This window comes from Undibacterium sp. Di26W, assembly GCF_049340265.1.
In the GTDB taxonomy this organism is placed as follows: domain Bacteria; phylum Pseudomonadota; class Gammaproteobacteria; order Burkholderiales; family Burkholderiaceae_D; genus Undibacterium.
In genome coordinates, this window is sequence record NZ_JBMPOR010000009.1 from 147,515 (window position 1) to 172,679 (window position 25,165).

Genomic DNA, 25,165 nt, shown 5'->3' on the forward strand with positions numbered 1-25,165 from the left:
CCACTTGTGTGATGTCAGATAGCGGGGCCTGCTGCATCGCGTCAAGGCGTGATGTGTATGCTCATGGGAGCTGTCCACGTTTTATCCGTATCGTTGTAATACAGGTAGGCGGATGAGGCCGGGCCGGTATAGGTGCCCGGTACTGTTGCCACCAGATCAATCGCCAGTTTCCGCACTTCGCCAGGCCTCATGTCACGGAAGTACAGTATCACTTCACGCGCACGGGTTTCAAAGAAGGCGATCTGGCCTTTTTCGCGCATTTCCTTCAACTGCCAGTTCTGGAAAGTCAGGCCGCCGGGCAAGCCCAGACGCACCAGGTTCATAGGCTGGCCAATCTGCGTTGTATTGCTGACGATGGCATCCATGCGCACGGTTTCGCCCATCTTCATGTCAGCTTTTGCCAGACTGGTATTCAGATGGATGACCGCATCTTTCGACGACGCAGGCTCGGTACTGCGGTATTCAACAGCGATCGAATAGGGCAGGGCATCGGTGCTTTTTGATTGCAGGCTGATGCTGTGTTTACCCGGTGTCAGCAAATCATCGATATCGGTGAACATGACGGCTTCACGTCTGCCAGCTTCGTAACTTTGTTCACGCACCACGACGCCATCAATCAACAGACTGATCTTGCCGGCTTTGGGCGCAATGCGGGTGGCATTGTCAAAGGCGATCATGGCTTTCAGTGCGAGTACGGTGGCCTGCGTGGCACCCCATTGTCCAAAACCGCTGCGATTGTTTTGCAGCCAGTCTATGCCCTTGCGTGCCTGTTCCAGATGGCCACCCGCCTTCAACATGCTCAATATCGCCAGCGAGGTGGTTTCTATCTGTAAATTGCTGCCACCACTGCGGGTGATGGAATGATCTGCATTGGTCCATGCACCAGATGCCGATTGCATGGCCGCCAGTTTATCCACCGCAGCCTGACGCGCCTTGTCAGTGACGGCAGACGCGCTGCCTTTTTCCAGCATGGCGCCGGTGGCAAGTGCCAACTGATAGGCATCTTGCGTGCTTTCTGCCAGTTTGGCCGAGCGGGTAATTTCTTTGTCCAGCCCGGTTTCACCTGCCGACACCAGCGCCCAGGTGATATAGGCATCGGTGACTGCTGGTGCGGCACTGCCAAAAGTGTCCAGGGCCTTGGCATCGCGTTGGTAGCCGCCATTGCCATCACGTCGGGATTTCAACCATGCCGCAGTGCGTTCCAGCATGGCCCGGTCAACTGCGCCGTAGATCGGTTTCATGTCGGCAAATTCCAGCAGGCCATAGGCAGTCAGGGCTTCATGTCCGGGGTCGCCACCAAACCATTCATAACCCTTTTTCGGTGATTCAAAACCAGCCAGCTTTTTATAGCCACTGTCGAGCAACTTGCCGGTACGTTCCAGCAAGGCAGTGTCTGCCACATCATGCTGCTTCAGGTATTGCATGATCATCACATTGGGATAATTGGTGGATGAGGTCTGCTCAAAACAGCCACTCGGTTCACGCAGCATGCCTTCCAGACCCGATATCATGGTAGACAGGGAAGATGTATAGACCTTGATGGTCGCCTGCACACTACCCTTACTGGCCTTGCTCAGGTCAAGTTCATGGCTGGCCTGTCCTTTGATCTGCCCCGACTTTTGGAACAATTGTGGAAAGCCAGGTGCCACCACCGGGATGCTGCGCAAGATTTCATCCTTCAGGCCCGCTGCAGTGGCAGACAGACGTACTTCAGATTGCCCACGTACCCCAGTCACCTCCACCGGTATGAACAGGCTCTTGCGCTGACCAGCCGCCAGCACTTCGGACAACTTGCCGTTGCCGGACTTGGCTGTTTCCTTCAGCATGGCACCAAAACTGCTGTCCATGGATACCGGCATCGATTGCTCGCTTTCATTGGTCAGCGTTACCGGTATCAATGGATGGTCACCGGCAGATATTTCCAGCGGCAGTTTGGCGGACAAAGAAAACGGCAGTGACGACTTGATGACAGTCTCAGTGCGCCCTGCCAGCCCGGTAGCAGACTGGCCGCTGGCCGAACCCACGCCTTCAGTAGAAACACGGAAAGAAGTCACCGCATCCGACAAGAAAAATTTCAGATTGGCCTTGCCCTGTTTATCGGTTTTGATGGATGGTGCCCACATGATGGTTTCGCGGTAATCGTCGCGGGGGCCATCATGGCTGGCCTGGTTTGCCTGATTGAGTTGATAAGCTGGAACCGGGAACACACGTACCGGTGCCAGGGCCAGCGGTTCTTCCTGGAAGCGAAATTCCACTTTTGCGGCTGCCCTTGCAAAATCCTTGTCGACCAGTTCTTTCGCCATCACATTACCCGCTACCGCTCTTTCTTCCGGGATCATGATCATGACGGGCGCATTTGCCGGTCTTACGTCTGCGGCAACCGCAGCGCGTGGCGCTTGCAGATGCTGGACTATCTGGGCCATCTGGGCTTCTGCCTTGATGGCGTTAGGCCTTTGTGCAACCTGCATGAATGGTTTGCCTTCCGCTACTTTTTTCATATCCGGCGGCGGTGCCATCGCAACAGGCGGGCTGGGGACAGGGACCGGCATCGGTGCTTCAAGCATTCTCACCATCACCGGATTGGCAAATCCACCTCTGGCGACACCCATGGGCACCCTGCGTGGATATTCAGAATTGACGACGGGCATCCAATCAAAGCGGCGATAACCCCGTGTACCCATCAGCATATCCAGTGCCAATGCACTTTTCTCTTCACCCAGGTCCATATAAAAGTTGGGCTCTTCCACCTTGCCGGGCAATTCGGATTCCAGCAACAGACGCGACAGCAAGTGTGCGCTCTTGTCATCAGCAAAAGACAATACCGTATCATCGACTACTGCCAGGGCCAGTTCGGCAGGCATGGGTTTGCCGCTGATATCTCTGGTGGTGATGGACAGCGCCACCTGGCCGCGTGGTGCATAGCTTTTCTTGTCCGCTTCCACCTTGATATCCAGCCGGTTGCGGCGATTACGAAACACCAGTCTTTCTGCCAGCGGATTCAAAGCCTGGTCAAATACCGTGACCCGTGCAATACCAGCTGCATTGCGGATAGCCGCGTCACTGGCCCGCAAGTAAATGACGGCAGGCTTGTCGGGGCCAGCGTCGATGGCCCCGGCGTCAAACAGGTTTTCACGCACTGTTGCTGCGACCACCACTTTTTGTTTTTCTGAACATTGCACGGCGATGCGCAAGTCTTTTTCCTGGCCGTCCAGGTCGTCATAGCTGCGCAACACGCAGCCGCTTTCTTCGGCCAGTGGCAGGGTATAGGTTTCTGTCACCGTATCGGGTTTGCTGATTTCGGCATGATAACTGCGACCGGTGGCTGGGGTAAAGGCAATGCGGCCCAGCCCATTTTTATACGTTGCAAAGCGGGCTACGATATTACCCTGGTCATCCACCAGACGACCCTCGACATCGGCAGGTTTGCCCAACCTGTTCTTGGCTTCAAAATACAAACGGGTAGGCAGGCCGGCCACCATTTTCCCGCCTTCGGGGAAGAAAGATAGCGCCAGTTTTTTCTGCAATATTGGTATGGATTTTGAAATCGATTCAGTGATGCCGCCGTCTTCCACCAGTATCGTCAACAAGCCGTCGCCAGTATCTATTTTCTTCGGCAGGTCAAACTTGACCAGGGCATCACCTTCGCTATTGGTCGTGGCCTTGACGCGTGGCAGCTCTACACCATCTACCGTGATGATGGCAGTGATTGGTTTGTTTGCCAGCACCTCGCCGGTGGGACGTTTAACTTCTACCGTGGCGCTGACCTGTTCACCGGCACCATACGATTTTTTGATAAATTCCAGTTTCTTTTTCATGCGCGGCGCTTCATACGCCGACACGATGATGGCACGCGCTACCGTTTGCCCATCTGCACTGGTGGTACGCAAGGTGTATTCACCACCCTGCGCATCTGGGGGAATTTCAAAATCATTGCTCGCCGTGCCTGCCACCATGGCCACAGTCTTTTTCAAGACCGTGGCACCTTTGGGGGAAATCAGTTCCACCCGGGTTTGAGATTGGTCGCTGCCCGTCAGCGTGCGCACCTTTAAATCCCAGGTTTTAAACCAGATGGTTTCACCCGGTTTGTACAAAGGCTTGTCCACCTGCATATACATGCGATGACCGACCTGGTATTCAAAATAGCTGTTGATCAGTTCTGGCAGGGCTTTGCTGCGCACCGTATTGTCGCGTTTCGCTGCATCCGGTGCTGCTTCTGCTACCAACGCAGGAAGCACGTCCTTTTTTATTTTGGTGGCCTTGCTGTCCTGGCCATTCTGGTCGGCACTCGCCTGCAAGTCCTTGTCTGTTTTTGCGGCATCTGGTTGTGCATGTTCTGCAGTCTGGTCCGTCATATTGGTCAATTGGCAGCCGCCAAGTATCAGGGCTAATATAAGTGTGCTGGGCTTTTTCACGATGGGTATCCTTCTGTGGAATGGGATTTTTTTGTAAGCAGACGGTATGCGGTGTAATTACTCAGGATCAGGCACAAAGCCGCCGGGGAAAGGATTGGGCTGGTCATGGCGGATGCGTGGGATGATGCCGCGTGCCACCAGATGGGCATAAGTGTCGTATTGAATGCTGATGATTTCATTCGCCATGGGCGTGGCACGCCGAAAATCCGTAGACCTGACGGCGCTGGGCAGGCGTTCTCCGTGGCCGGTGCCTATCCTGGAATCAGCCAGTTCTGCACTGTCAGCACGTTTTGCCATGCTGCCTGTGATAGCAGGGGCAGGGGCTGGTACTTGTGTTGCAGCGGCGGAATTGCGCGAATACTCTTCTTGCCTGACAAGGGCAGGTTCCACATATTCACGAAACAGGGCAATGCCTATCACGCCTACATTGTCGGGGCGGCCAGTACGGGCCGCATACGAATCAGGCAATTGCGAGAAATAAAACGCTGCCACTTCATCCATATTCTTGCGCCAGCCTTTCACCTCCATGGTTTGCCAGGTGTTGAGCACATAGCCCGCCTGTGTCGGCGAGGCATTGCTGCCGGTCAGTACGTTGATGCCATCGACGGACAGTACAGACAAAATCCTTTCATCCGTCTTGTTCCTGATTTCTACCGCATAGCGGTCACCGGGCCTGCCCGCGATATAGTTCAGCCCCTGATGGCGCCAGATGGGCAGGCGTTCGCCCGTGGCTTGATTGATGATGCTGACAGCAGCCAGTTGCCCGGCACTGGCCATGGGGGCCAGCAGAGTCATGATCAGCGTTGCTACGATAGTTATCCAGGTTTTCATGTTCACTCCAAAAAATGAGGGTCTTATTCATTAAACGGAGCAGTAAAAGAAACGGGGTTAAGGTTTTTGAAAAATATTTGCAAGAGATCAAAAATCAGCTTTCTTGCAATCCAATGTCCAATTTTCAATTTTTAAGGATAATATGAAGCCAATAAGACCAATGCGGCGTATGCGTCCGCCGCAGTAATAACAACAGGAAGAACCATGAGCACAGAAAATACCGTCGAACCAGGCAGCCAGACCGCAGCAGATACCCAGTTTTTAGATGAAGTCGAAGTGCGCGTACTGGGCGCATTGGCTGAAAAAGAAGCGGCCACGCCTGACAATTACCCGCTGTCCCTGAATGCAATGGTGAACGCCTGCAACCAGCTCACCAGCCGCGACCCGGTCATGTCTGTGACTGAAGCCGAAGTGCTGGAAGCCATAGACAGGCTGGCCGCCAAAAAACTGGTCAACGCCATCCACCAGGCTGGTGCCCGCGTCGCCAAGTATGAACACCGCATGCGTATCAAATGGATGCTGGACCAACCCAAAGTGGCTGTACTGAGCATCCTCATGTTGCGCGGCTTCCAGACCGCAGGCGAAATCCGCAGCCGCGTCGGCCGCCTGCATGAATTTGCCACTGTGGCTGAAGTGGAAAAATGCCTTGATTACCTCATCGACAAATACCCGCCCCTGGTCGCCCGCCTGAACCTGACGCCGGGTACCAAGGAACCACGCTACGCCCACTTGTTGTCCTGCGATGAAGAAAGCCTGGACCAGGCAGAAGCCAACCACCCAGTCAGCGCTGGCAGTGGATCAAAAGGCGACAGGCTTGGTCAGTTGGAAGCAGAAGTCACGCAATTGAAGCAGCAGTTCAGCGATTTGAGCCTGCAATTTGCGGAGTTTAAGAAGCAGTTTGAGTAATTAGATTAGTAGTTGTTTATGTTCGATGTTCTTAGTATAGGGTGGTCATCATGAGGCCTGATTTGCGATCGCTTACGTCTGAAGACTTTCAACTAAATACGGTTCATGACGATAAATTAGGCAGAGAATGGTTTTTTAGTTTTGCCAATGACCCTGAAATTATGGTTCGGGGCAATGCTGATACGCCAGACGTTGTTTCCGTAGAGCAGATTAATTGCGTGATCGAGCATTTGGAATCTCTTGCACTAAGAGCTGTGCAATTGCTGGAAACATTTATGAAGGATAAGGGCGCGTGGCATTTGACAACGATTGATTGTGCCCGAAAAGCTAGCATGCTTGAATGCGACTTTGTCCTCAGTTTTTGCTTTGAAGCAGAACGAGACCCCTACGAATATATCTACACATATTTTGATGTTGGCTTTATCGTACTTGAAACATCACCGGCAATAGACAAATTTGGGCGCCCGGTGAAATTTTTGATTGGGTTTCAATAATTCGGCTTTGGTGCGTGTTGAATCATTGATTCAGCACCAAAGCCGTATTTGAGTGGAATTTTTACTTATGCCCCAGCATAATCAACACCCCAACCACAATCACACCCAGCAACACCGCCCCGGCAATCTTCCATGCTGAATACGGACGTTCGCCCTGCACTTCGCCCGTTTGGCCATTCACCAAAAAGCGGTAGGTCTTGTCGCCGTATTTGTACGAAGACAGCCAGATAGGCAGCAGGATGTGCTTGAAGCTGATATTGGAATAGCGCGGTTGCATGGCGATGATGCGCTGGTGGTCGCCCCCAATGTCGCGGCAGATGGCATTGCGGATTTCGTCTTCCATCTTGCCCTGGGCATCGACAAAGCCGGGTTCCAGTCCGACCTGATACGCTTCAACCGTGAAGCCGGATACATAGTCGTCACGATAACCCTGCAATTTATCCAGACGCCACGGTGCCAGGTTTTCTGCATAGGAAGTGGGCAGGGTTTTTGAACCTACCACCAGGACATCATCAAACGACACCTGCACCGCGCCCACGGCGGGGTACCAGTTGGTTCGGGTGACTTGCCGGCTCTTGGTTTCACCGTTTTCAGTATAGTTTTCTGTCACCGTGTAATCGACACCGCGCTGACCCTGATAGGTAGTATCGCTGTCGGCATCATAGGTCCAGTAAGGGGTGTAGATGCCTTTGAGTCCGCGTGCGGCTCTATACGCCTGCTTCAGCGCATTCGGGGCAAACCACAAGCCTGTCACCCAGTTGGTAAATTTTGAACGCGCTTCCGATTCCTTGATATCAAACGGTGCAATCGCCTTTGGCCTGATCTTGCGCGCTGCATAGGCGTTAGCGGCTATCAACGGCACCGAGCAAAACGGACAACGGTCAGACACCAGATTGGCTGCCAGTTGCGATTCTGCCCCACAACCCGTGCACTTCACATTCTGGCTGGCGAGCATGGGTTCATTGCCCGCCTGGTTGGCCAGATAAGACTGGTAATCCAGCTCTTCTACCGCCGCAACGGTGGCTTCCTGGTCTTCAGGGATGGCGTTCTTGCTGCCGCAATACGGGCATTGCAGGGCGTGCTGGCCAGGCGCATATTCCAGCTTGGCACCGCATGAATTACAGGGGTAGGTTTTTGTCGTCACGTGTGATGGTTCCAGAACAAAACAGAAATGGCGCCGCCCCCAGCCGGGTGCGACGCCGCATCATAAAGCAGGTTTTATTGTGGTGGCAGTGGCGGCGGCATGGCAGCAAACAGGCCAGACAAATCAGCCTGTTCACCCGCCTTGCCCCAGGCTGCCATACCCTGGCGCCACACCAGGCTGTCACGCGTCAGGCTGCCACCGGCAACATGCGATTGCAGCACAGGCAAATCAAACGGGCCAGTCTGGGCACCGTTTTGGGCGACAAAGTATTGTGCTGCCGTTGGCAAAGGTGGTGGCATGCCACCGCCCGCCGCAGGTGCAGATACTGGAGCTGCAGCAGGTGCTGCTGCCGGTTGTGGATTATTACCAAACATGGTACCCATGCTCTGGCTTAACATACCGCCCACGCCCACACCCATCATGGCACCTGCCATGCCGGGGTTTTGTGCGGCGTCACGCAAAGCCTGAGCGCCCTGGTACTGGGCAAACTGATTCATGTTGCCTATCACGCGCATGGCACCTTGCTGGTCAATGGCTTTTTCCACTTCTTCCGGCAAGCCTATATCCTGCACCTGTACTTCACACAGTTCCAGACCATATTGCACAAAATCAGCAGCGATCTTTTCTTGTATGCGCTTGCCCACTTCGGTGACCTTGGCTTCCAGATCTATCACTGGCACGCCAATTTCAGGCATCACTTCCTTGATGCGCATGCCTATCTTACCGCGCAGGTTTTCTTCGATATCCTGCGTGGTAAAGTCAGCCTTGGTGCCCACCAGCTCAGACAGCATGGCCTTGGCATCGACAATGCGTATGCCATAGATACCAAAGGCAGTCACACGCACTACGCCAAATTCTGGGTCGCGCATGGTGGCCGGGCCAGCCGTACCCCATTTCAGGTTGGTGAAGCGGGTGGTCTTGAAGAAATACACTTCTGCCTTGAAAGGGCTGTTAAAGCCATACTTCCAACCCTTGAGCGTACTCAGCAAAGGCATGTTTTCAGTCGACAGGTCATACATGCCAGGCATGAAGACATCCGCCACCTGGCCCTTGCCCATCTGGCCTTCATTGACCATCACGGCAATCTGCCCCTCGCGCACCGTCAGCTTGGCACCCATCTTGATTTCGTTCTGATAGCGCTCAAAGCGATGCACCATCACATCGGGACTGTCATCCAGCCATTCGACAATATCGATAAATTCATTGCTGAGCTTATTCCACAGACCCATAATCTTCTCCAAAAACAAAATTCTTGCAGGATGCTGGCAGGCAATTCCATTGATAGCGGCCAGCAGCTATTCGGCGAACAGGTGTGGATAATCATAATCCACCAGCGCATTCGGCGTAGGCGAAGTATTGCTGAATTGGTACATTATCACAAGGGTGAGGAGGGGATTTTGTGGTGTAAGCGTTTGTAAATGTTGATTCAGGGACATTTGATACGAAAGAAGTTGAAAATCCAGCTGATTAACTTGTATCTCATATGAGAGCTTCAGTTCGGCTTAAGAATTATGCCTAGAAACTAGCTCAAGATTAATTTAGTTTAAAATGTTGAAATAAGTATTTTTTTGAAATGTTTTTTGATTTCTATAGCTACTTCGTAAGTATAGTAAATTCTTTCGATATGTATGCGCATATGCTATCGTCCGGTTCTTTTTATGATCGCAGAAATTGGATCTAATAATCTAAAAACATAACGTAAACTTATGAATTGGTTTTTATGGCGGTTTATGTAGACAGAGCAAGGTATGAATTGCGAGGGGAGTTGTGGTGCCATATGGTTGCCGATTCTATCGACGAACTGCACGCATTCGCAAAATCACTAGGATTACGTAAAGATTGGTTTCAATCTACTTCTTTTCCACATTATGACTTGACGGTATTTTTTCGAGAAAAAGCTTTATATTTAGGAGCGATTGAAGGTGGCAGGCGACAAATCATAGCTTGTGCGCGTCAATTGAAAACCGAACTCTCTTTGCAAACATCTGCTCGCCAAGAACAATTGACTTTGTTTTCATGAAAACTGAAACAGGTCCCAGTATTATTTTACAAAGCAAATAATCATGGGTTTAATAACGGTGCGTTAAACAAATTTAGGCCTAGTTCCTTTTCTTTTCGGAGCATAGATCTCATAGCGCTGGTGCAGTATGCAACTCGTTTTAAATCTGCGTCTGCCAAATGGCCATATTTTTTCATTACACTATCAATTAACGCAATTTGAGGGGCGTTAAAATTATTTTCGGAAAACAAAGATTTTGTTGAATTACGTCGGATATACAGATTATGGTTTCGAGTATAAGTTGAAAGTTGTAGACCAAGAAAATTTAATTTCTTTGGATGTAAATCTACGCAATATGGACCATCTTTTTGCCTAATAATATATGAATCTGTCAGTCTAGAGCCGAGCTCATCTATCGCTTTTGCTTCGACCATAAAAAATAATTTATGCAAAGCAAAGTACGATAAATCTGAATTGCGCGAGGTGATTTCTTCAACAAGCTCTTTTGTTCCTTTACTAGAAATTGAAGAAATGGATTTCACCTTGTTTTTTCCATTACGCTTCGCTTGCTCTGAAATATATTGATAATCTGAAAGTTGATTAGGAAAACTTCTGTGAATCATGGCACGTTGACCAGGATGGTATGCAGGTATCAGGATTCTGTTTAACCATTTATTGGAGGTCCTAACTTGCGCTTTAAGTTCTAGATTGTGTTCCTCAACTAGCGAACATGCCTTCAATGCGGTTCCACCCAACGTGACAACAATTTGAGGATCGACTAATTCGATTTGTTTTTTAAGGAAGTTCGCACAATTTTTAATTTCAGTTGTCGTGGGAGTCGCATTATTTCCTTTTTCATCACGTGGATTGCACAGCACTGCATTTGTAACAAATAATTCATATCGACTCAACTGTACTTGTTCAAGTAGTGCTTCGAAGTTATGTCCCGATTTGTCTCCGTGAAATGGTATTTGAGATTCGTCTGCTCCTAATCTACCTGGAGCTTCCCCTATAAATAATACCTTCGCGTTTAGCGAACCACTCGCCGGCCCAAGCACCCTCTCGCTGTCGCACATTCTCGGACATTTTTTGCAATTTTTAACTTCAGAAATAAGTTCTGAAAATTGAATTTCAGTTTCCTTCTTTAAATTACTCATTTTGAATTGTTATCCCAGCTAGTTTTATGAGGCGACTATTTGAACCATCTGCATATGCATGGATCGAGTGGCAAATTAATTTGCCCGGTATTTTCCCTGACGAAAATGCAATGAATTCTAATAATTTTCCTAAGCCAATAAAATTACCAAGTGCTTTATTAAAAAAATCATGATTCCGATACACAACCACAAGATCGATTACGTTGTTAGAGTGCCACAAAATTTCCCCAAAATGCCAACATGGCCCACCACGCGTTCTTGGAGCATCTGTTGCGGGCGATGATAAGTGAAAAACTAGACCAGTTGTATTTCTCTGTTCCCAATTATTGAGTTTTTCTATTACACGTTCTAATTGATTGACACGATCATTTTTTCCGAATGCGATTAGACGCTCAAAATATGTACCCCAACGTCCTCTGTTTCGGCTCCACTTCATGGCTCGCGTATGACGTTTAAGATATTCAATATACAATTGAGTGCGATTCGCATATCGCTCATGCAATGAAATTGGAAATATAGTATCAATTACGTCAGAAATTCTTTCATTCCCATTTCCAGTCGCTTTAGGGCAATGATTTGAAATCCAATCTGGATCTAACAGACACGGATTATCGATCTGGGTAATTAGATTGAAAATTTCACCTCGTTCCCGAAGCAACATTTTTATCGCCTCTTGCCACGCAGCTTGGCACGTCGCTTCGCTGATGTCATTCATGATTTTGAATTGCAGAGGTAGATTGAAAAGATATTGTGGCTTTATCTAGATCCAATGCGACGGTCCCGCCTTTGTTTTTCTTAAGCATTCTGAAAACCATATAGCCTTGATAAATAGCTTCTTGCCATTGCTTGATGGTGCAGCGTTTTACCTCAAGTGTTTCGCTTAATTTTTTGATTGTTTTTAACAAACCAAAATCGATAGAATTTTTCTCATGATAGTAATTTCGGGCATCTGCTTGATTGAATACAAATACCGAAATTGCCTCCTCAAGAAAAATGGCCCGTGCACCATCTTCTATGCGATCAGTAGACGCATTACTTTTACGCTTAATGCGCAGTAGTTTTCGAACTACGGGGGACCATCCTAGTACTGCAGCATATGCTAAATGGAAAATATCGTGATATCTATACCCGTCGTCTTCGTGTGCGTTATCGTCAAGATCGTCTCCGACAAAAACACTATTAATAGCAATTTTTACTTTTATTGAAGAATCTACAGTTTTTTCGCTAAATGTTACTGAGAACTGCCTTGGGAATCTCTCGTCTGCGGGATAGTCTGCGTCGAAAATCGTTATACTTCCTTGATCAAAAAGTTGGTGTGCTTTCTTCAAATTCTCGTTTGCAATTTCTTCGAGTGACAATTTGTAGCACGATGCCAAGCTAGAAACGTACCAAAGTATGTCTCCAATTTCTTCAGATATTTCTTGTTTGAATGTCGGATGTGTATTTCGTAAGAGAGCCTTTTTTACTATGCTCTGTAGATCTCCAATTTCGCCTACTAAGCCTAACAAAGAAATAATAGCCCGTTTTTTTTCGTCGGTTTTATCAACCGCTTTTTGATATTCTCTGAGAGTTAATGGTGATCGCGCTCTTTTTCGAGTAATTTTTGTCACGATGGCACCTGTCAGTTTTGTTAAGATCAATAATTAATAATTTAACATCGAGTAAACTAATTTGATATTTATTTATCAATTATTTGCAAAAAATAAAATTTCTCAATGCATCCGCAACATTGCAGATGAGGATCTGTTAGGGGTGTTGATTGTATTTAAGTAAGTTTTGCCTGTATTTTTAGATTTGCTAGTTTGATTGCCTGTCAGAAATAAGAATGGCCTTTGTGTTAATAAGAGTAATTTGGTATCAAATTAATGTGATTTAGTAATCTCACTCGGCTATTACCCTTAGAAAAAGGGTGCCCATCTATAAATCCGGCTCGTCTGCATCTAAAAGTCTGGCCACGCCTGCCGGGAAAGTACATAAATCTTCGAATTCAAACTGAGGCAACCGTTCGCGTATCAAGCCGATGACGACTTTGGCCTGACTTTGGTCGCGAATGCGTTTGGCATATTCCCGGCTCGTTTGTTTCGCCATCCAGAGTTTGAAAAGAACGAATGCTCTGGGATCGACGGTGACCATGCGGGCGATTCCGCCGTTGACGCCGATGACAACTTCACTGAATTTCGGGGCACTGAGTAACCAATCGGCATTTTTTGCCTTGACTGCCCAGAAGTCATCGTCAATGGCCGACATACGTGCGGGTTCATTGTCGCTGCCCGGCCCCATTCTGCGCAGGATATCGATCTCGTAACCATGTTTGTTGACTGCAGTGTATTGCTGGTCGTCACGTAGGGTGAATGAAGAATCGATGCGGCGCAGAAATCCCAGCATGCCTTCTGCCAATGGTCCTTCCATGGTGGCAAGACTGAGCTTGCTTCGGTTGTCCCATAAAAGATCAAAGTCCCTGGTGGCCAGTTGCCCCGCCTCAACGCGAGCACTGGCGGCTGTCTCATAAGCGTAGAGCGCGTTCGTGCCGATCACCATCAGCTTTTCATTCAGGCCGGCACGTTTCAATCCATTCAATATGTCGATTAACATATCGGGTGTACGGCCGACTCGTAGGGCCTTGTTCATGCGGCGGTGGCGTTCCAGTGCAGCGCGCAAGTTTTTCAAATTGTCTTCAGCACGAGCCTTGCCTGAAGTGAATTTGTCGTAGATAGCTTCAGTTTCGGGGCCGCGTGCACCTAAGCCGGTTTGGGCACCTTTGGTGCTGGTTCGAACAAGATAGTCACGATTCTTTTGCTGACGCCAAATCATTCCTCCACGGAACTCGTTCAATTTGGCTTGTGCTTGCTCATAAGCGAGAAATGTCTGCCTTGCGTCTATATATTGGCGCAGAGTATCTTCAGGCAAATCCAGGGTTTCAACATTCTTTATCATTTCAATAGTTTATGTTGAAACTGTTTATTTATCAATGACTTACATTGTAAAATTTTATCTGAAGTTTTGAAATAAGAGATTTTTCATACAGGTTATCGTTATTTTAATTATATTGTAATAGGAAGTGCCAATAGAAAACACCCCAGCAATTAGACAAAATCACAAAACCTATCGAGCAGTTCTAAGCAAGCAACCTTAACCGATTCCCCTCAATAGCCTTGCCCACCATGCTCAATGTTTTTCTTGAGACAGGCAAATCCCGTGCAGCATTCTTGAAATCTGCTGCACTAATTAAATCCAGCACTTCATACATCATATGCTGCGCCTCTTTGTCTTTCAGGCCACCGTCTTGTGCAACTTTTAAAATATGTGCCCGCGTTGGTGATTTGCCTTCGCCGGCAACGTCCATGAAATGTTCACCCTGGTAGCCGCGGCAATAGGTCAGGTCGTAGGGTGGGGCGAGTTCCCATTCCTGATTTGTGTTGATCAGATAGGACAGGTTTTTTGCATGGTCGTCGCGGTTGTTCATCAATACATTAAAGACGCAGCGTTGGAATGCTTTTTTTAATTCCCTGGCATCGCGTGTCAGCCTGCGCGTTGCGCGCATGAATTCGCTGTAGCCCAGGGCGGGTATTTGATAGTTGACATGCAATAAGCCAGCTAATGAATGCACGTGGATACGTTGTCCATGATCGCGGTCAAAACGTTTGGTGCCAAATGCTGTCAGGCCATCGGGCAATTCAAAGAATTGCGTGTCGCCCATGCCCAAGCCACATTTTCGTGCCAGACGTGCATACAGTTCTTCCAGTGCGCAACTATCCTTGGCATCTTCTTTTGCAGGAAATTTCATCAGCCAGGCTTCTGCGTTGGGCATATATTCGGTGCTCACCTGTCCCGTTGCAGGCTTGTAATAGACCAGGGCCTTGGGGCGTGCGCCGCCGGGTGAGCTAGCTGCTTTAGCCAGTTCGGCCAAGACCTTGTGGCGATCATCTGTCTCCACAGCCTGCACTTCTTTTGCAAGGTCAATTAATGCAAGGTCTGTGATTTCCAGATTGCTTTCGCTGGCAGGTTCATATGTTAAGGCTCCCATGGTGTTGTTACCAAGATAGGCGAGTCTGTCCAGAACTGAAATTTTGTCGGTGTTTATGTCTATGCCTTGGGCTTTCATGCGACGATTCATCAACTGGAAACCCCAACTATCAGGCAAGGAATCGTAGATCAATCCAGGCACGCGCCTGATGGTCAGGTAATCCATCTGTTTGTCAGGATAGGCGTTTGGTCGTAGTGGCAGGCGTATAGGGGAAAGTTCGAGGCCACGTGCAATTGCGACTGGCGAATACTGGAACAAGATGTTACGACCGTCGTCGCCCAGTGTACCCAGCCAAAGTGATACGCCATGGGTCTGGTAGTTAACTTTAAGCTCTTTCATGGCGAGCTTTTGCGATAAGCCCGTTGCCTGGCTTGCACTACGGGCTTTGCCCGCATATCTTCTATGCTATTTGTTTGGGGTACCAGAATTGTTTGTAAATCTGGCGTCGCATTCAAGGACTCCAGTATGCGGACAATGCTAGTCAGCGTACATTTGCCTGTACGTTCAAAACTGCTGACTGTTTGTGCCGAGACGTCTATGCGCGGCGCCAACTCTTCTATGCTGATGTTCAGCAGCAAACGCCGCTCACGCGCCCGTTCACCGAGTTTTACACAAATTTCATCCGGCAAGAGTAAAGAGAAATCCATTGGTTTTCTATAGATTAAACTTGGTTAATCTAACTTTCCAATGAAATTATACTAGTTACGGTCGTGTATAAGGCAGGTTTTTAGGTCGGATTGATAGCCATAAATTTGCATTTTGATTCATCATTGTGCCTGGATTAAGCCACCCGCATTTCTCCAAAACTCCGCGCAAATTCGTCCAGGTAATGTTGGTACGGCCCCAGGTCTACGGCCCGCATTTTGTTCAGCAAAGCCTGCCCTTCTTTGTTGCGGCGCAGTTGCTGGTAGGCGCGCAGCAGGTTCAGGCCGGCCATGGGGTCGTGGCGTTCTGGCTGGTAGACGGGGGCGATCAGTTCGATGATATTGGTGATATGGCCGTGGCTGCCCAGCGCGCCGGAAATACTGGCCAGTGCGCTGGCGTCATACAGTTTTGCGTGCAGCACTTTTTGGTACAGGTTGACGGCGGTTTCTGGCAGGTTTTGTTCGAGATAGAATTGCGCCAGCACCAGTTGTGCACGCCAGGTCTGCGGCAGGGTGCAGACGGTGTGCAGGGCTTCCAGGTAGGCGACGTCGCCATGTTGTTCACGTTCTATGGCCAACCACCACATCAGGCTGTTTTCCAGGTTCGGGGCGGCTTGTATGGCTTGCCAGAGTATGTCTTTGGCTGCGACTTGGTCACCGGCTTCCCATATGACCTTGGCCAGATTGGTCAGCAGGGTGCCGGTGGCACCGATTTTTTGCATGCCGGCTTTCAGCGTTGCTTCGGCTTCTGGCAATCTGCCGTTTTCCAGCAAGACGATGCCGTGTACGGTGTAACCGCGTTCGGCGATGGTGTCGATGGCTAGCAGGCGGTCTGCTGCTGGCACCAGATCTTTGGCAAAGCCATCATTCAGCGCAGTCATGATGATGTTGTACAGGGCATCGGGATCATTCGATTTTTCTGCGATGCTGGGCAACAAGACTTTTTCACGCCATTCATTACGTGGCACCATGACCTGGCGGCCTTGCGCATCATAGGCCGTGATTGGTTCGCCATTTTCGATCTCGGCTGGGGTAGCTGCCGGGCTGCTGGTGGTCGCTGATTTTACTGTGGGTGTGACTGATGGGGTTGCGGGGGTTGCCGGGGTTGCTGGTTTTGGTGTGGATGCCGGCGCGGTTTGGCCGGATGATTTGTTACTGCTAAAAACAGACAGAAGGCGTTTGAACATGGTAATGAACTATTCAATGTTGACAGTTCATTATGACGGTCCGATATTTTGGCGCAAGAAATTATGTGTCAATAAATTACCGAAGTTGTAACAATTTCTTCCCGCAAATTATTTGTGACGATTTGCGTCAGCCTTGTTTATGCGCGGTATTCGCGGTTTTCACTACCAGTCTCTCCAGGAAATCAAAGCCCCATTGCGTCAATAAAGCCAGTGCCGCAGCAGGCAGGGCACCGGCCAGCAGCATCTGGTTGTCATTCAGGGCCAGGCCTATGGCGATGCGTTCGCCATAACCACCGGCACCGATGAAGGCGGCGATGGTGGCCGTGCCCACGCTCATGACGGCTGCTGTCTTGATGCCCGCCAAAATGGTTGGCAGTGCCAGTGGCAAATCGATGTGCAGCAAGCGGTCACGCGTTGAAAGGCCCAGTGCATGCGCTGCCAGCCGCAAGCCTGCCGGTACCTGCGCTATGCCGACACTGGTATTGCGTACGATGGGCAGCAAAGCATACAGCGACAGGGCAATCAGGGCCGGCGTAAAACCTATCATCCCCAATAGTGGTATTAGCATCGCCAGCAAAGCCAATGAAGGTATGGTTTGCAAAATGCCGACCATGCTCATGACCACCTCACGCAGGCGCGGACTAAAAGCGGCGACGATGCCAAGTGGTATGCCCAACACACTGGCCACAGCAATCGCCAGCAGCACCAGCAACAGGTGTTGCGATGTCAGACGAATAAAATCCGGACCAAACAACTTGTGCATAAAACTTTCTCGCACCGCTGGCGTGCCAGGTGCTTTCGCCACAAATTGCTGCGCCACCTGGGCAAAGCTTTGGCCGTCGATTTCCACCGCCGCATTCATGGCGATCATTTGCGCATTATTGATCTTGCCTTCCAGTTGCTGAATCGCCGCCCATGCTTGCGGGAAGCGTGCTGGCATGTCCAGCCTGTACAACAACACGGCATTATAACGGGGGAAATAATTTGCATCATCGGTCAGCACACGCAAGCCCAGTTGTCTGATCTTGGCGTCGGTAGAATAAATATCGATGACGTCGACCTGGCCCGCCGCCAGGGCTTCATATGCAATGCCGTGGTCCAGCCCGGTTGCCTGTTGTGGCAGGTGATAACGTCTGACCAAGCCCGGCCAGCCATCGGCACGCCCTAAAAATTCATGCGACAGGCCAAAGCGCAAGCCGGTCTGTGCCGCCAGGTCTGTCAGTGTTGTTGGTGATGTGTTGGCATCCTTGGGCAGCATCGCCAGCGCATAGGTATTATTAAAACCCAGCGGCACGGCAACACCCAGGCCTTGCAAAGCCAGTTCCGCCTGCATTTGCGGCAGGCTTAATGTGCTGTCGTGCTTGAGGATTTCAGTATTGATGGTGCCCATGTATTCCGGGTAGATATCAATGCTGCCGGTCTTCAGCGCATTAAACACGATTGCCGTGTTACCCAAGCCCTGCTGATGTCGCACAGAGGCATGGGGCGCAGCGGTCTGCGTCAATACTTCACCCAGCACATACGATTCGGTAAAGCGTTTGGAACCCACATTCAGCGTATCTGCCGCCAGCGCTGGTACCGTCACGGCACAAAATAGAACAAGTACACGCGTCAGCGCTATAGAGTGATATTGCAGCCTGCATTTGTTAAGCATCGTGTTTGCTCCGCTAAACTGCCATGGGTAGAATTCCTGCGTATTCTACATGCACCGCAGGTATGGCCAATTCAGCCCTGATATTGGCCAAACCACCGCTACCCGTGCCTGGTATGCAGACTTACACTGCAAGTTCCACATCAGACAGGAGCATCCATGTCCATCTCCATCAAAGATATCAGCAAGCAAGACATCAATAAACAAGACATCAATAAACAAGACATCAATAAACAAGACATGCGTGCCGATGACCCCTTGTCCGATTTTACGCCGCGCGAAATAACACTCAATGATGTCAGCAAACGTGTGTACCTTACGGGTAGTGGCAGCAGCAATGGCAGCGGGCCAGCCGTCATCGTCATGACAGAAATGCCTGGCATCAGCCCGCATGTGGCACGCTTTGCGCGCTGGGTGCGCGATGCAGGTTTTACCGTCTACATGCCTTCCTTGTTTGGTCGTGATGGTGTGGTGGCGACGGCAGAAGAGGGTGCCGCCGTATTCCAGAAAGCCTGCGTCAGTGCAGAATTTCGTGCCTTTGCCGGCAAGGGTTCCAGCCCGGTCACCTTGTGGTTACGCGCATTAGCAAACCTGGCGCATGCTGAATGTGGTGGCCCTGGTGTGGGTGCCGTAGGCATGTGCTTCACCGGCAATTTTGCCTTGTCCATGATGCTGGAACCGGCAGTGCTTGCCCCCGTGGTATCGCAACCCTCACTGCCCATGGATGACCCGGCAGGTACCGGCCTGGATACGGCAGAGCTGCAAGCCATACGGCAACGACTGGAAGACGAAGACCTGACTGTCATGGCATACCGTTTTGAAGGTGATGCCTTTTGCCGTGCCCAGCGTTTTGCTGCATTTGCAGAAGCACTGGGTGACCGCTTCATCTCCCGTGTATTGCCAGACAGCGCAGCGAATCAGGACACCGCCCCGTTCTTCAAACGTTACGTGACCACACCGCACAGCGTGGTCACCGCGCATTTGATTGATGAAGCAGGACAACCAACGCTGGCAGCGCGGGATGAAATATTGGCGTTCTTTCGCAGCAGGCTTGTGCCTGCTGACTCAAATTGAGCAGACATAAAAAATGCCCGGATAGTTCCGGGCATTTTCATTACAGCATAGTTGATTATGTTGGATTACGTTGGATTACGTTGGATTACGCAGCTTGCAGGCTAGGGTAATCGGTATAACCCTTGGCACCTGGGGAATAGAAAGTCGACGCATCAGGCGCATTCAATGCTGCACCTTGTTTGATACGTGCCGGCAGATCAGGGTTGGCCAGGAAACTGGTGCCAAAAGCAATCGCATCCAGCTTGCCGCTGCTAATAGCCTGGTTGGCTTCTTCGGCGTTGTAACCCATATTGCCGATCAACACGCCTTTGTAGTTTTCGCGGGCAATGGTCAGGACATCGCCAGTTTGTGCCTGGAAGAAATCAGAACGCATCAGGTGCAGATAAGCCAGTTTGAAATCATTCAGACGGGTAGTCAGGTAAGAAATCAAAGCCAGCGGATCGTTGTCCTTCATGCTGTTATAGCTGTTCAGAGGGGACAGGCGCAGACCAACCTTGTCAGAGCCGATGGCGGCATTGACTGCAGTCAGTACTTCAAACAGGAAACGTGCGCGGTTTTCGATAGAACCACCATAGTTGTCGGTACGTTGATTGGCACTGTCACGCAAGAACTGGTCGATCAGGTAACCATTGGCACCATGTACTTCAACACCGTCAAAGCCGGCAGCAATCGCATTTTTTGCACCTTGCACATAAGCGGCAACCAGTGCAGGGATTTCATCCAGACGCAGTGCGCGTGGAACAGCATTGGGGATCTTGCCGTTCGGTGTTTGCACTTCTGAATCAATGGCGATGGCGCTTGGCGCTACGTTTTCAATACCGTTATTGAATGCAGGTACGGCGGCGCGACCAGCGTGCCAGATCTGCATAAAAATCTTGCCGCCTTTGGCATGCACGGCATCCGTCACGACTTTCCATGCGGCGACTTGTTCAGCGTTGTAAATGCCTGGTTCAGCATAGAAGGCCGAGGTGTTTTCAGCCACCATCGTGCATTCAGTAACGATCAGGCCGGCACTGGCGCGCTGGCTATAGTATTCCGCCATCAGGGCGTTAGGCATGTGTCCGGCGTCAGCACGTGCACGTGTCAGTGGTGCCATCAGGATACGGTTAGGCAGTGAAACAGAACCAGTTTGCAGAGGGTTGAATAACATTTCTTTTTCCTTTATGGAGTGCGTGTGGGGTAGCAAAAAACAAACAGAAAAACTTAAAAATCAAGGCTTAAAAATCAGGGCAGATAAGCCACAATTGGAATGCTATGTGTAGCTTAATTAAGATACTTCAAGATAAAAATTAGACTGGTCGTCTATAAAAAACTTGCAAAGATAAATCGTTTATATTCATATCACCTTCGGGAAATTCGTTTTGGGTTTTAGCGAACCCTACAACTGAAGCATCTTGCGGGTGGCTTGCATCGCATTCTCCAGCGAACTCATGTCACGCCGTATCTTGGCCAGCAAAGTCGCACCCAGCCACATCGCATATAGGGTCTGGGCGCAATGGGCCGCATCCAGATCTGCAGGCAGCGAGCCATCGGCAATGCCTTCGCGCATGCAGTCGGCCAGCCGGGCAATAATGCTGTCCGTGCCATGTTGCAAGGCCAGTCGCATGGCTTCAGACAAATCGGATACTTCGCCACTCAGTTTCGCCGCCAAACACTGGCATTGCACACTTTCGCCCGGGCGTTCCGGCAACCAGCCTTGCCAGTAGCGCATCAGACGCTGCGCTGCCGGTTCCTCACTGGTTTTCAAGAGCACATCAATCGCTGCCAGATAGCCAGCAAAATAATCATCCAGCAAGGCTTCACCAAACAATTCCTTGGATTTGAAATAGTGATAAAACGAACCCTTGGGCACCGCTGCGGCTGTCAATACTTCATTCAAACCGACCACAGAAAAGCCCTTGCCCAAAATAATGGGCTTGGCTGTATCGAGGATATGTTGCCTGACATCGGCGCGCGGAGTAGTCATGTTTCGCATTCTAGATCAAATTAGACCAGTCGTCTAGTAATATATTTCAATGGCAAAAACTGCCTTCTAAGCCCCCTTCCCCTTCAAGGGGAGATTTGTGGGAATTCGCAAAGCGCAGCTTTGTGCCACAAATTTCTAAGCAGCTTGCAAGCTGCGCGGTGGAATGGTTGGGATGGGGATGGGTTTCCGACGTAAATTCGTCTATGATTAATCGACCGAAACCCATCCCCACCCCAGCCCTCCCCTTGAAAGGGAGGGGGCGTCCTGGTCATTTTTTGTCAGGTACATTATTCCGGACAGCAGTGAGCGCAGGCTGGAGCCCAGCGGCTTTCCTTGATCACGACAGAATTTTTTTGCCAGAAAGCATCAAAGCCTGATTTTTAAGATAACAAAAGCTGCAAGCGCCGAACCCATTACCCCCCGAAAAACTCCGCATGTATCGCTTGCAAAGCCAGCTTCCTGTCATCCTGCTGCACCAGCATATACGCCGCCACTTCGCTGGCCCCGGCAGCAGCCAGGCAGACATGCACTCCGGCAGCAATGGCAGCCGACAGGGCGCGGCTGGCAATGGCACCGCCTACGTCGGATGCTTCCAGCACGCCGTCGCCCACCACCGCGACGATGGCTACTTCGTCATTGCGTGACACTTCGACCACGCCTGCCAGATGATGTTCCACCAGCGCTGCATAGGCGGCATCCAGATGGTCGCGTGACACCAGGATATTAATGGCGGTCTGTGCCGTCAGCACACTCTTGATATTGATACCATTCGCATCCAGCGTCTGGGTCACCTGTGCCAGGATGCCTGGCTTGAATCCCACGCCGGGGCCATGCAGCTTGAGTATCGCCACGTCTTCGGTCGACGTGACGCTTTTCACCACATCGCGTGTCACCTTGCGTTGCGCATTGATGATGGTGTAAGGCTGCAAGCCCCGTTCCGGGCGGGTGATGTTCAAGATACGGATAGGAATGTTCTGGTCAAACAAAGGTTCTACCGTGCGCGGATGCAAAATCTTGGCACCAAAGTAAGACAGTTCGGCCGCCTCCAGGTAATTCAATTGCGTGATCGTATGCGGCACCGCCACCGTGCCGGGGTCGGCGCTCAGGAAACCATCGACATCCTTCCATACATCCAGCGATTCGGCCCCTATGCAACAGGCAATGGATGCAGCTGAATAGTCCGAACCACCGCGCCCAAACAACGTCGCCTTGCCATTGCTGTCTACACCATAAAAGCCGGGTACGACTATCACTTCATCCCCTTCCAGTGCCTTGGCGACAGCCGGGGCACTGACTTTAAAATCGCAGGCAGCATTGCCGAACACACCATCGGTGACCAAACCTATATCTTCAGGCAAGGCTTCACGTGCCTTGATGCCACGACTCAGCAAGACTTCAGTCAGCAGCAGGCTGGACAAGCGCTCGCCATAACTGAGGATGGCATCATTCACGAAGGTGGGTACATCGCCTATGCAATGTATGCCCGTCAGATAACGGTCTAACTGATCCAGTCGCACCGCCAGTGCTTTTTCTATACGCGCACGCTGCGCTGCATCGCTGATATTCGCTTCCAGGATCTGCTTTTTCAGTGCACGCAGATTGAGTGTGTAATTCTGGCTTTCGGCCAGGGCGGCTGCTGTGCCTGCACCTTCTTTGGCGGCTTGCACGCAGGCAATCAGTGCATTGGTAATGCCATAAAACGCCGACACCACCAGCACCAGCGGGCGCTGGTAAGTTTGTACTACGTTGACGACGCGATTGATATCTTCAGGCTGACGCAGGTTGGAGCCACCAAATTTGACGACGATTTTTTTCATTGCATTTTCCAAAACAGGGATGGCATATTGGTAACAGACATTTCACAAACATTCTGCAAAAAAAAATCGTAGCAAATGCGAAATGCAGCATATCGGAACCGACAAGGGTAATGCAGGGAAGATGGCAGGTCAACGCAGCTACCCGAGCATCCCGCAAGCAAATGGCAAAAGCCAGCCTTGTTCGCCCATATGCTCTGGCGCTTCAAGCCTTATAGTAGGATCATCGCCCGTACTGTGACCCTGTCTTACCATGAAAAAATGCCAAGCCCCGGATCACCCCCATTGCACGCATTGGGTGGCTGAAGGCGAAGCCATCTGCGCCGCTGGCCACGCGCAAGCCGCGCAGGTCAGCACCAGCCGCACCGCCGTGTTAAAGGCATCCGCAGGCGTCATCACCCGGCAAGCGGTAGCAACTGCGCCGGCCAATCTGCACCTGCATTTCAGCGGTTATGACCCGCGCGCAGCAGGTGGCCGTCAAACCATACGGCTGGAATTGCGTGGCACATTGCCGCCGGACATCCGCAGCCTGGCCGTGCATTTGCGTTCAGACCTGATTGCCGGTGGCGCATCCACACACAGACTATTGCGCACCGCATCCGGTCAATGGCAACCTCTGCTGATCAGCTTCACCTCCAAAAACAAAGAGCATGGACAATACCCGCTGGAAGTCGCCCTCTTATACGAACAGGCAGGCAGCATCCCGCGCAAATGGCTGTGCACCACCGTGATCTTCATCCCACGGTCAGATGTCTCATTGACAGAAATCCATAGCGTCTATTTAGCCGCACAAAAAAATGTCCGGGTCATGGCAGAAAATGGAGCGATTGCCACCCTCAGCGGCTTAGGGCAATCCAACGGCTATGCGCAGGGCAACATGAATATAGAAATCAATGCCAAAGATGCATCCATCGCCAAGCTAGACATGCGCTCACCCACGGGCAAATATGAAATCGCCATGGGCACCATTGCGTGGGATGAAGAATTGATCGAAGTCGCGGCGGACCAGGAAGCACCCGCCAAACCAAGGCCAGTTGCCCTACCAACTGTCGCAAAGACGCCAGTCAAGGCGGTCAGCAATGCAGTCACCAGTGCAGTCACCAGTGCAACCAAATCTGTAACAAATTCGGCCAGCCTGGCAGCAAGAGATAAGACGCAGCCGCACAGCACTATCCGGCTCTTCGCCCAGAATGAATGGGTACTCGGTCGCATGGAGCCACAACCCCAGGCCGATATCCTGCTATGCCACAGCAGCAGTGGTGCATCAGAAAATGCCCGACTGACCCGCCGCATCAGCGCCCGCCACGCCATCATCCGCAGAAAAGCTCAGGGGGCAGAGATTACCGATGTATCACGCTACGGCACTTTGCTGGATGGCGTCAACTTGGAGAAAAATCAGCCCTATCCATTGCTGGCTGGCATGCAAATCGAATTCTGCGCCAGCGTCAGAGGCATAGTGAAGCTGCAAGTCCTGGCCATACTGCCGCATGCCATCATCATTGGCGATGCAGATGCCAACCCGGCTTCAGAATTGTTGTACCTGTTAACACCAGAAGCCCGTCCCGGATCTACAGACAGCAACGCAACACCAGCATTGCCCATGCTGTTTCACTTCCTGGGCGGTTTCTGGTATCGGGATGGGCGTACTTTGCAAGACACGCGGCTGGATGGGTTTGCTGACCTGAAAGCACTGCCTCAGCTAGCGTCGGACTGCCGTTATTTCAATGTGCCATATGTCAATGTTCAGGAATATGGGATTAGCAGGAATGACAGCATTGCCAAGGAATCAAAGGAACTGAGCTGATATCTCAGTATTTCCTCTGTGTCTCCGTGTCTCTGTGTTGAGAGGTCTTGCCTTTTCC

At 50.7% G+C, this 25,165-nt stretch carries 20 protein-coding genes; 5 read left to right on the forward strand and 15 right to left on the reverse strand.

Translation table 11 applies throughout. The features are described 5' to 3' along the window. Positions 1-41: 41 nt before the first annotated feature. Together ACO0LM_RS13285 and ACO0LM_RS13290 are read right to left on the reverse strand one after the other, a co-directional pair. The gene (locus ACO0LM_RS13285) at positions 42-4,412 is read right to left on the reverse strand and encodes an MG2 domain-containing protein (protein WP_423037770.1); all 4,371 of its coding nucleotides are present in this window, start codon (positions 4,410-4,412) and stop codon (positions 42-44) included. A 57-nt stretch (positions 4,413-4,469) separates the two neighbouring features. Then, positions 4,470-5,243 (reverse strand): hypothetical protein, encoded by a 774-nt coding sequence (locus ACO0LM_RS13290; protein WP_423037771.1) that lies wholly within the window; start codon positions 5,241-5,243, stop codon positions 4,470-4,472. Between the two features lie 204 nt (positions 5,244-5,447). Here ACO0LM_RS13290 and ACO0LM_RS13295 point away from each other — a divergent pair, with 204 nt between their 5' ends. Both ACO0LM_RS13295 and ACO0LM_RS13300 read left to right on the forward strand, forming a co-directional pair. Beyond that, the gene (locus ACO0LM_RS13295) at positions 5,448-6,149 is read left to right on the forward strand and encodes a YceH family protein (RefSeq protein ID WP_423037772.1); all 702 of its coding nucleotides are present in this window, start codon (positions 5,448-5,450) and stop codon (positions 6,147-6,149) included. 50 nt (positions 6,150-6,199) lie between these two features. Then, positions 6,200-6,643, forward strand: a complete 444-nt coding sequence (locus ACO0LM_RS13300) for a hypothetical protein (protein ID WP_423037773.1) — start codon at positions 6,200-6,202, stop codon at positions 6,641-6,643. Between the two features lie 61 nt (positions 6,644-6,704). On the opposite strand, the gene ACO0LM_RS13305 is transcribed toward ACO0LM_RS13300, so the two are convergent. Continuing rightward, positions 6,705-7,787, reverse strand: coding sequence for a hypothetical protein (locus ACO0LM_RS13305; RefSeq protein ID WP_422984487.1), 1,083 nt, complete (start codon positions 7,785-7,787; stop codon positions 6,705-6,707). 74 nt (positions 7,788-7,861) lie between these two features. After that, entirely contained in the window at positions 7,862-9,016 is a 1,155-nt protein-coding gene (locus ACO0LM_RS13310) for an SPFH domain-containing protein (RefSeq protein ID WP_423037774.1), read from the reverse strand. A 491-nt stretch (positions 9,017-9,507) separates the two neighbouring features. Between ACO0LM_RS13310 and ACO0LM_RS13315 the strand changes: the two genes are divergently transcribed. Next, a complete protein-coding gene (locus ACO0LM_RS13315; RefSeq protein WP_423037775.1) occupies positions 9,508-9,807 on the forward strand; it encodes a DUF4031 domain-containing protein in 300 nt (99 codons plus the stop codon). Positions 9,808-9,848: 41 nt separating this feature from the next. Here ACO0LM_RS13315 and ACO0LM_RS13320 read toward each other — a convergent pair whose 3' ends face one another. The 8 genes from ACO0LM_RS13320 to ACO0LM_RS13355 all read right to left on the reverse strand — a co-directional run bounded on the left by ACO0LM_RS13320 (position 9,849) and on the right by ACO0LM_RS13355 (position 18,452). Further along, entirely contained in the window at positions 9,849-10,943 is a 1,095-nt protein-coding gene (locus tag ACO0LM_RS13320) for a uracil-DNA glycosylase family protein (protein ID WP_423037776.1), read from the reverse strand. Then, entirely contained in the window at positions 10,936-11,658 is a 723-nt protein-coding gene (locus ACO0LM_RS13325) for a hypothetical protein (protein ID WP_423037777.1), read from the reverse strand. Before ACO0LM_RS13325 ends, ACO0LM_RS13320 begins: the two co-directional genes overlap by 8 nt. After that, positions 11,651-12,553: a nucleoside triphosphate pyrophosphohydrolase family protein gene (locus tag ACO0LM_RS13330; protein WP_423037778.1), complete on the reverse strand. Its 903-nt coding sequence runs from the start codon at positions 12,551-12,553 to the stop codon at positions 11,651-11,653. The genes ACO0LM_RS13325 and ACO0LM_RS13330 overlap by 8 nt, the downstream gene beginning before the upstream one ends. A 307-nt stretch (positions 12,554-12,860) precedes the next feature. After that, on the reverse strand, positions 12,861-13,877 hold the full coding sequence (locus ACO0LM_RS13335) for a GSU2403 family nucleotidyltransferase fold protein (protein ID WP_423037779.1): 1,017 nt from the start codon (positions 13,875-13,877) through the stop codon (positions 12,861-12,863). 181 nt (positions 13,878-14,058) lie between these two features. Next, on the reverse strand, positions 14,059-15,306 hold the full coding sequence (locus ACO0LM_RS13340; RefSeq protein ID WP_423037780.1) for a type II toxin-antitoxin system HipA family toxin: 1,248 nt from the start codon (positions 15,304-15,306) through the stop codon (positions 14,059-14,061). Further along, entirely contained in the window at positions 15,303-15,614 is a 312-nt protein-coding gene (locus tag ACO0LM_RS13345; RefSeq protein WP_423037781.1) for a helix-turn-helix domain-containing protein, read from the reverse strand. The genes ACO0LM_RS13340 and ACO0LM_RS13345 overlap by 4 nt, the downstream gene beginning before the upstream one ends. A gap of 134 nt (positions 15,615-15,748) precedes the next feature. Beyond that, entirely contained in the window at positions 15,749-16,798 is a 1,050-nt protein-coding gene (locus tag ACO0LM_RS13350) for a tetratricopeptide repeat protein (protein WP_423037782.1), read from the reverse strand. Positions 16,799-16,925: 127 nt separating this feature from the next. Then, complete coding sequence (locus ACO0LM_RS13355) at positions 16,926-18,452, reverse strand: glycine betaine ABC transporter substrate-binding protein (RefSeq protein WP_423037783.1); 1,527 nt, start codon at positions 18,450-18,452, stop codon at positions 16,926-16,928. Between the two features lie 237 nt (positions 18,453-18,689). On the opposite strand from ACO0LM_RS13355, the gene ACO0LM_RS13360 reads away from it, so the two are divergent. Further along, positions 18,690-19,523: a dienelactone hydrolase family protein gene (locus tag ACO0LM_RS13360; RefSeq protein ID WP_423037813.1), complete on the forward strand. Its 834-nt coding sequence runs from the start codon at positions 18,690-18,692 to the stop codon at positions 19,521-19,523. 85 nt (positions 19,524-19,608) lie between these two features. On the opposite strand, the gene ACO0LM_RS13365 is transcribed toward ACO0LM_RS13360, so the two are convergent. From ACO0LM_RS13365 to ACO0LM_RS13375, 3 genes are all read right to left on the reverse strand, one after another. After that, a complete protein-coding gene (locus ACO0LM_RS13365) occupies positions 19,609-20,673 on the reverse strand; it encodes an alkene reductase (protein ID WP_423037784.1) in 1,065 nt (354 codons plus the stop codon). A 228-nt stretch (positions 20,674-20,901) separates the two neighbouring features. Next, the gene (locus ACO0LM_RS13370) at positions 20,902-21,489 is read right to left on the reverse strand and encodes a TetR/AcrR family transcriptional regulator (RefSeq protein WP_423037785.1); all 588 of its coding nucleotides are present in this window, start codon (positions 21,487-21,489) and stop codon (positions 20,902-20,904) included. 413 nt (positions 21,490-21,902) lie between these two features. Continuing rightward, positions 21,903-23,306: an aspartate kinase gene (locus ACO0LM_RS13375; RefSeq protein WP_422984463.1), complete on the reverse strand. Its 1,404-nt coding sequence runs from the start codon at positions 23,304-23,306 to the stop codon at positions 21,903-21,905. Positions 23,307-23,556: 250 nt separating this feature from the next. Here ACO0LM_RS13375 and ACO0LM_RS13380 point away from each other — a divergent pair, with 250 nt between their 5' ends. Next, a complete protein-coding gene (locus ACO0LM_RS13380) occupies positions 23,557-25,107 on the forward strand; it encodes an FHA domain-containing protein (protein WP_423037786.1) in 1,551 nt (516 codons plus the stop codon). Positions 25,108-25,165 lie beyond the last annotated feature (58 nt).

What these genes read in the sequence shown, in the direction of transcription:
- ACO0LM_RS13315 (WP_423037775.1), top strand. Translation starts at nt 9,508, where the DNA reads ATGGCGGTTTATGTAGACAGAGCAAGGTATGAATTGCGAGGGGAGTTG.
- ACO0LM_RS13360 (WP_423037813.1), top strand. Translation starts at nt 18,690, where the DNA reads ATGCGTGCCGATGACCCCTTGTCCGATTTTACGCCGCGCGAAATAACA.
- ACO0LM_RS13295 (WP_423037772.1), top strand. Translation starts at nt 5,448, where the DNA reads ATGAGCACAGAAAATACCGTCGAACCAGGCAGCCAGACCGCAGCAGAT.
- ACO0LM_RS13300 (WP_423037773.1), top strand. Translation starts at nt 6,200, where the DNA reads ATGAGGCCTGATTTGCGATCGCTTACGTCTGAAGACTTTCAACTAAAT.
- ACO0LM_RS13345 (WP_423037781.1), bottom strand. Translation starts at nt 15,614, where the DNA reads ATGGATTTCTCTTTACTCTTGCCGGATGAAATTTGTGTAAAACTCGGT.
- ACO0LM_RS13355 (WP_423037783.1), bottom strand. Translation starts at nt 18,452, where the DNA reads ATGCTTAACAAATGCAGGCTGCAATATCACTCTATAGCGCTGACGCGT.
- ACO0LM_RS13310 (WP_423037774.1), bottom strand. Translation starts at nt 9,016, where the DNA reads ATGGGTCTGTGGAATAAGCTCAGCAATGAATTTATCGATATTGTCGAA.
- ACO0LM_RS13320 (WP_423037776.1), bottom strand. Translation starts at nt 10,943, where the DNA reads ATGAGTAATTTAAAGAAGGAAACTGAAATTCAATTTTCAGAACTTATT.
- ACO0LM_RS13340 (WP_423037780.1), bottom strand. Translation starts at nt 15,306, where the DNA reads ATGAAAGAGCTTAAAGTTAACTACCAGACCCATGGCGTATCACTTTGG.
- ACO0LM_RS13290 (WP_423037771.1), bottom strand. Translation starts at nt 5,243, where the DNA reads ATGAAAACCTGGATAACTATCGTAGCAACGCTGATCATGACTCTGCTG.
- ACO0LM_RS13370 (WP_423037785.1), bottom strand. Translation starts at nt 21,489, where the DNA reads ATGACTACTCCGCGCGCCGATGTCAGGCAACATATCCTCGATACAGCC.
- ACO0LM_RS13325 (WP_423037777.1), bottom strand. Translation starts at nt 11,658, where the DNA reads ATGAATGACATCAGCGAAGCGACGTGCCAAGCTGCGTGGCAAGAGGCG.
- ACO0LM_RS13365 (WP_423037784.1), bottom strand. Translation starts at nt 20,673, where the DNA reads ATGTTATTCAACCCTCTGCAAACTGGTTCTGTTTCACTGCCTAACCGT.
- ACO0LM_RS13350 (WP_423037782.1), bottom strand. Translation starts at nt 16,798, where the DNA reads ATGTTCAAACGCCTTCTGTCTGTTTTTAGCAGTAACAAATCATCCGGC.
- ACO0LM_RS13380 (WP_423037786.1), top strand. Translation starts at nt 23,557, where the DNA reads ATGAAAAAATGCCAAGCCCCGGATCACCCCCATTGCACGCATTGGGTG.
- ACO0LM_RS13335 (WP_423037779.1), bottom strand. Translation starts at nt 13,877, where the DNA reads ATGATAAAGAATGTTGAAACCCTGGATTTGCCTGAAGATACTCTGCGC.
- ACO0LM_RS13375 (WP_422984463.1), bottom strand. Translation starts at nt 23,306, where the DNA reads ATGAAAAAAATCGTCGTCAAATTTGGTGGCTCCAACCTGCGTCAGCCT.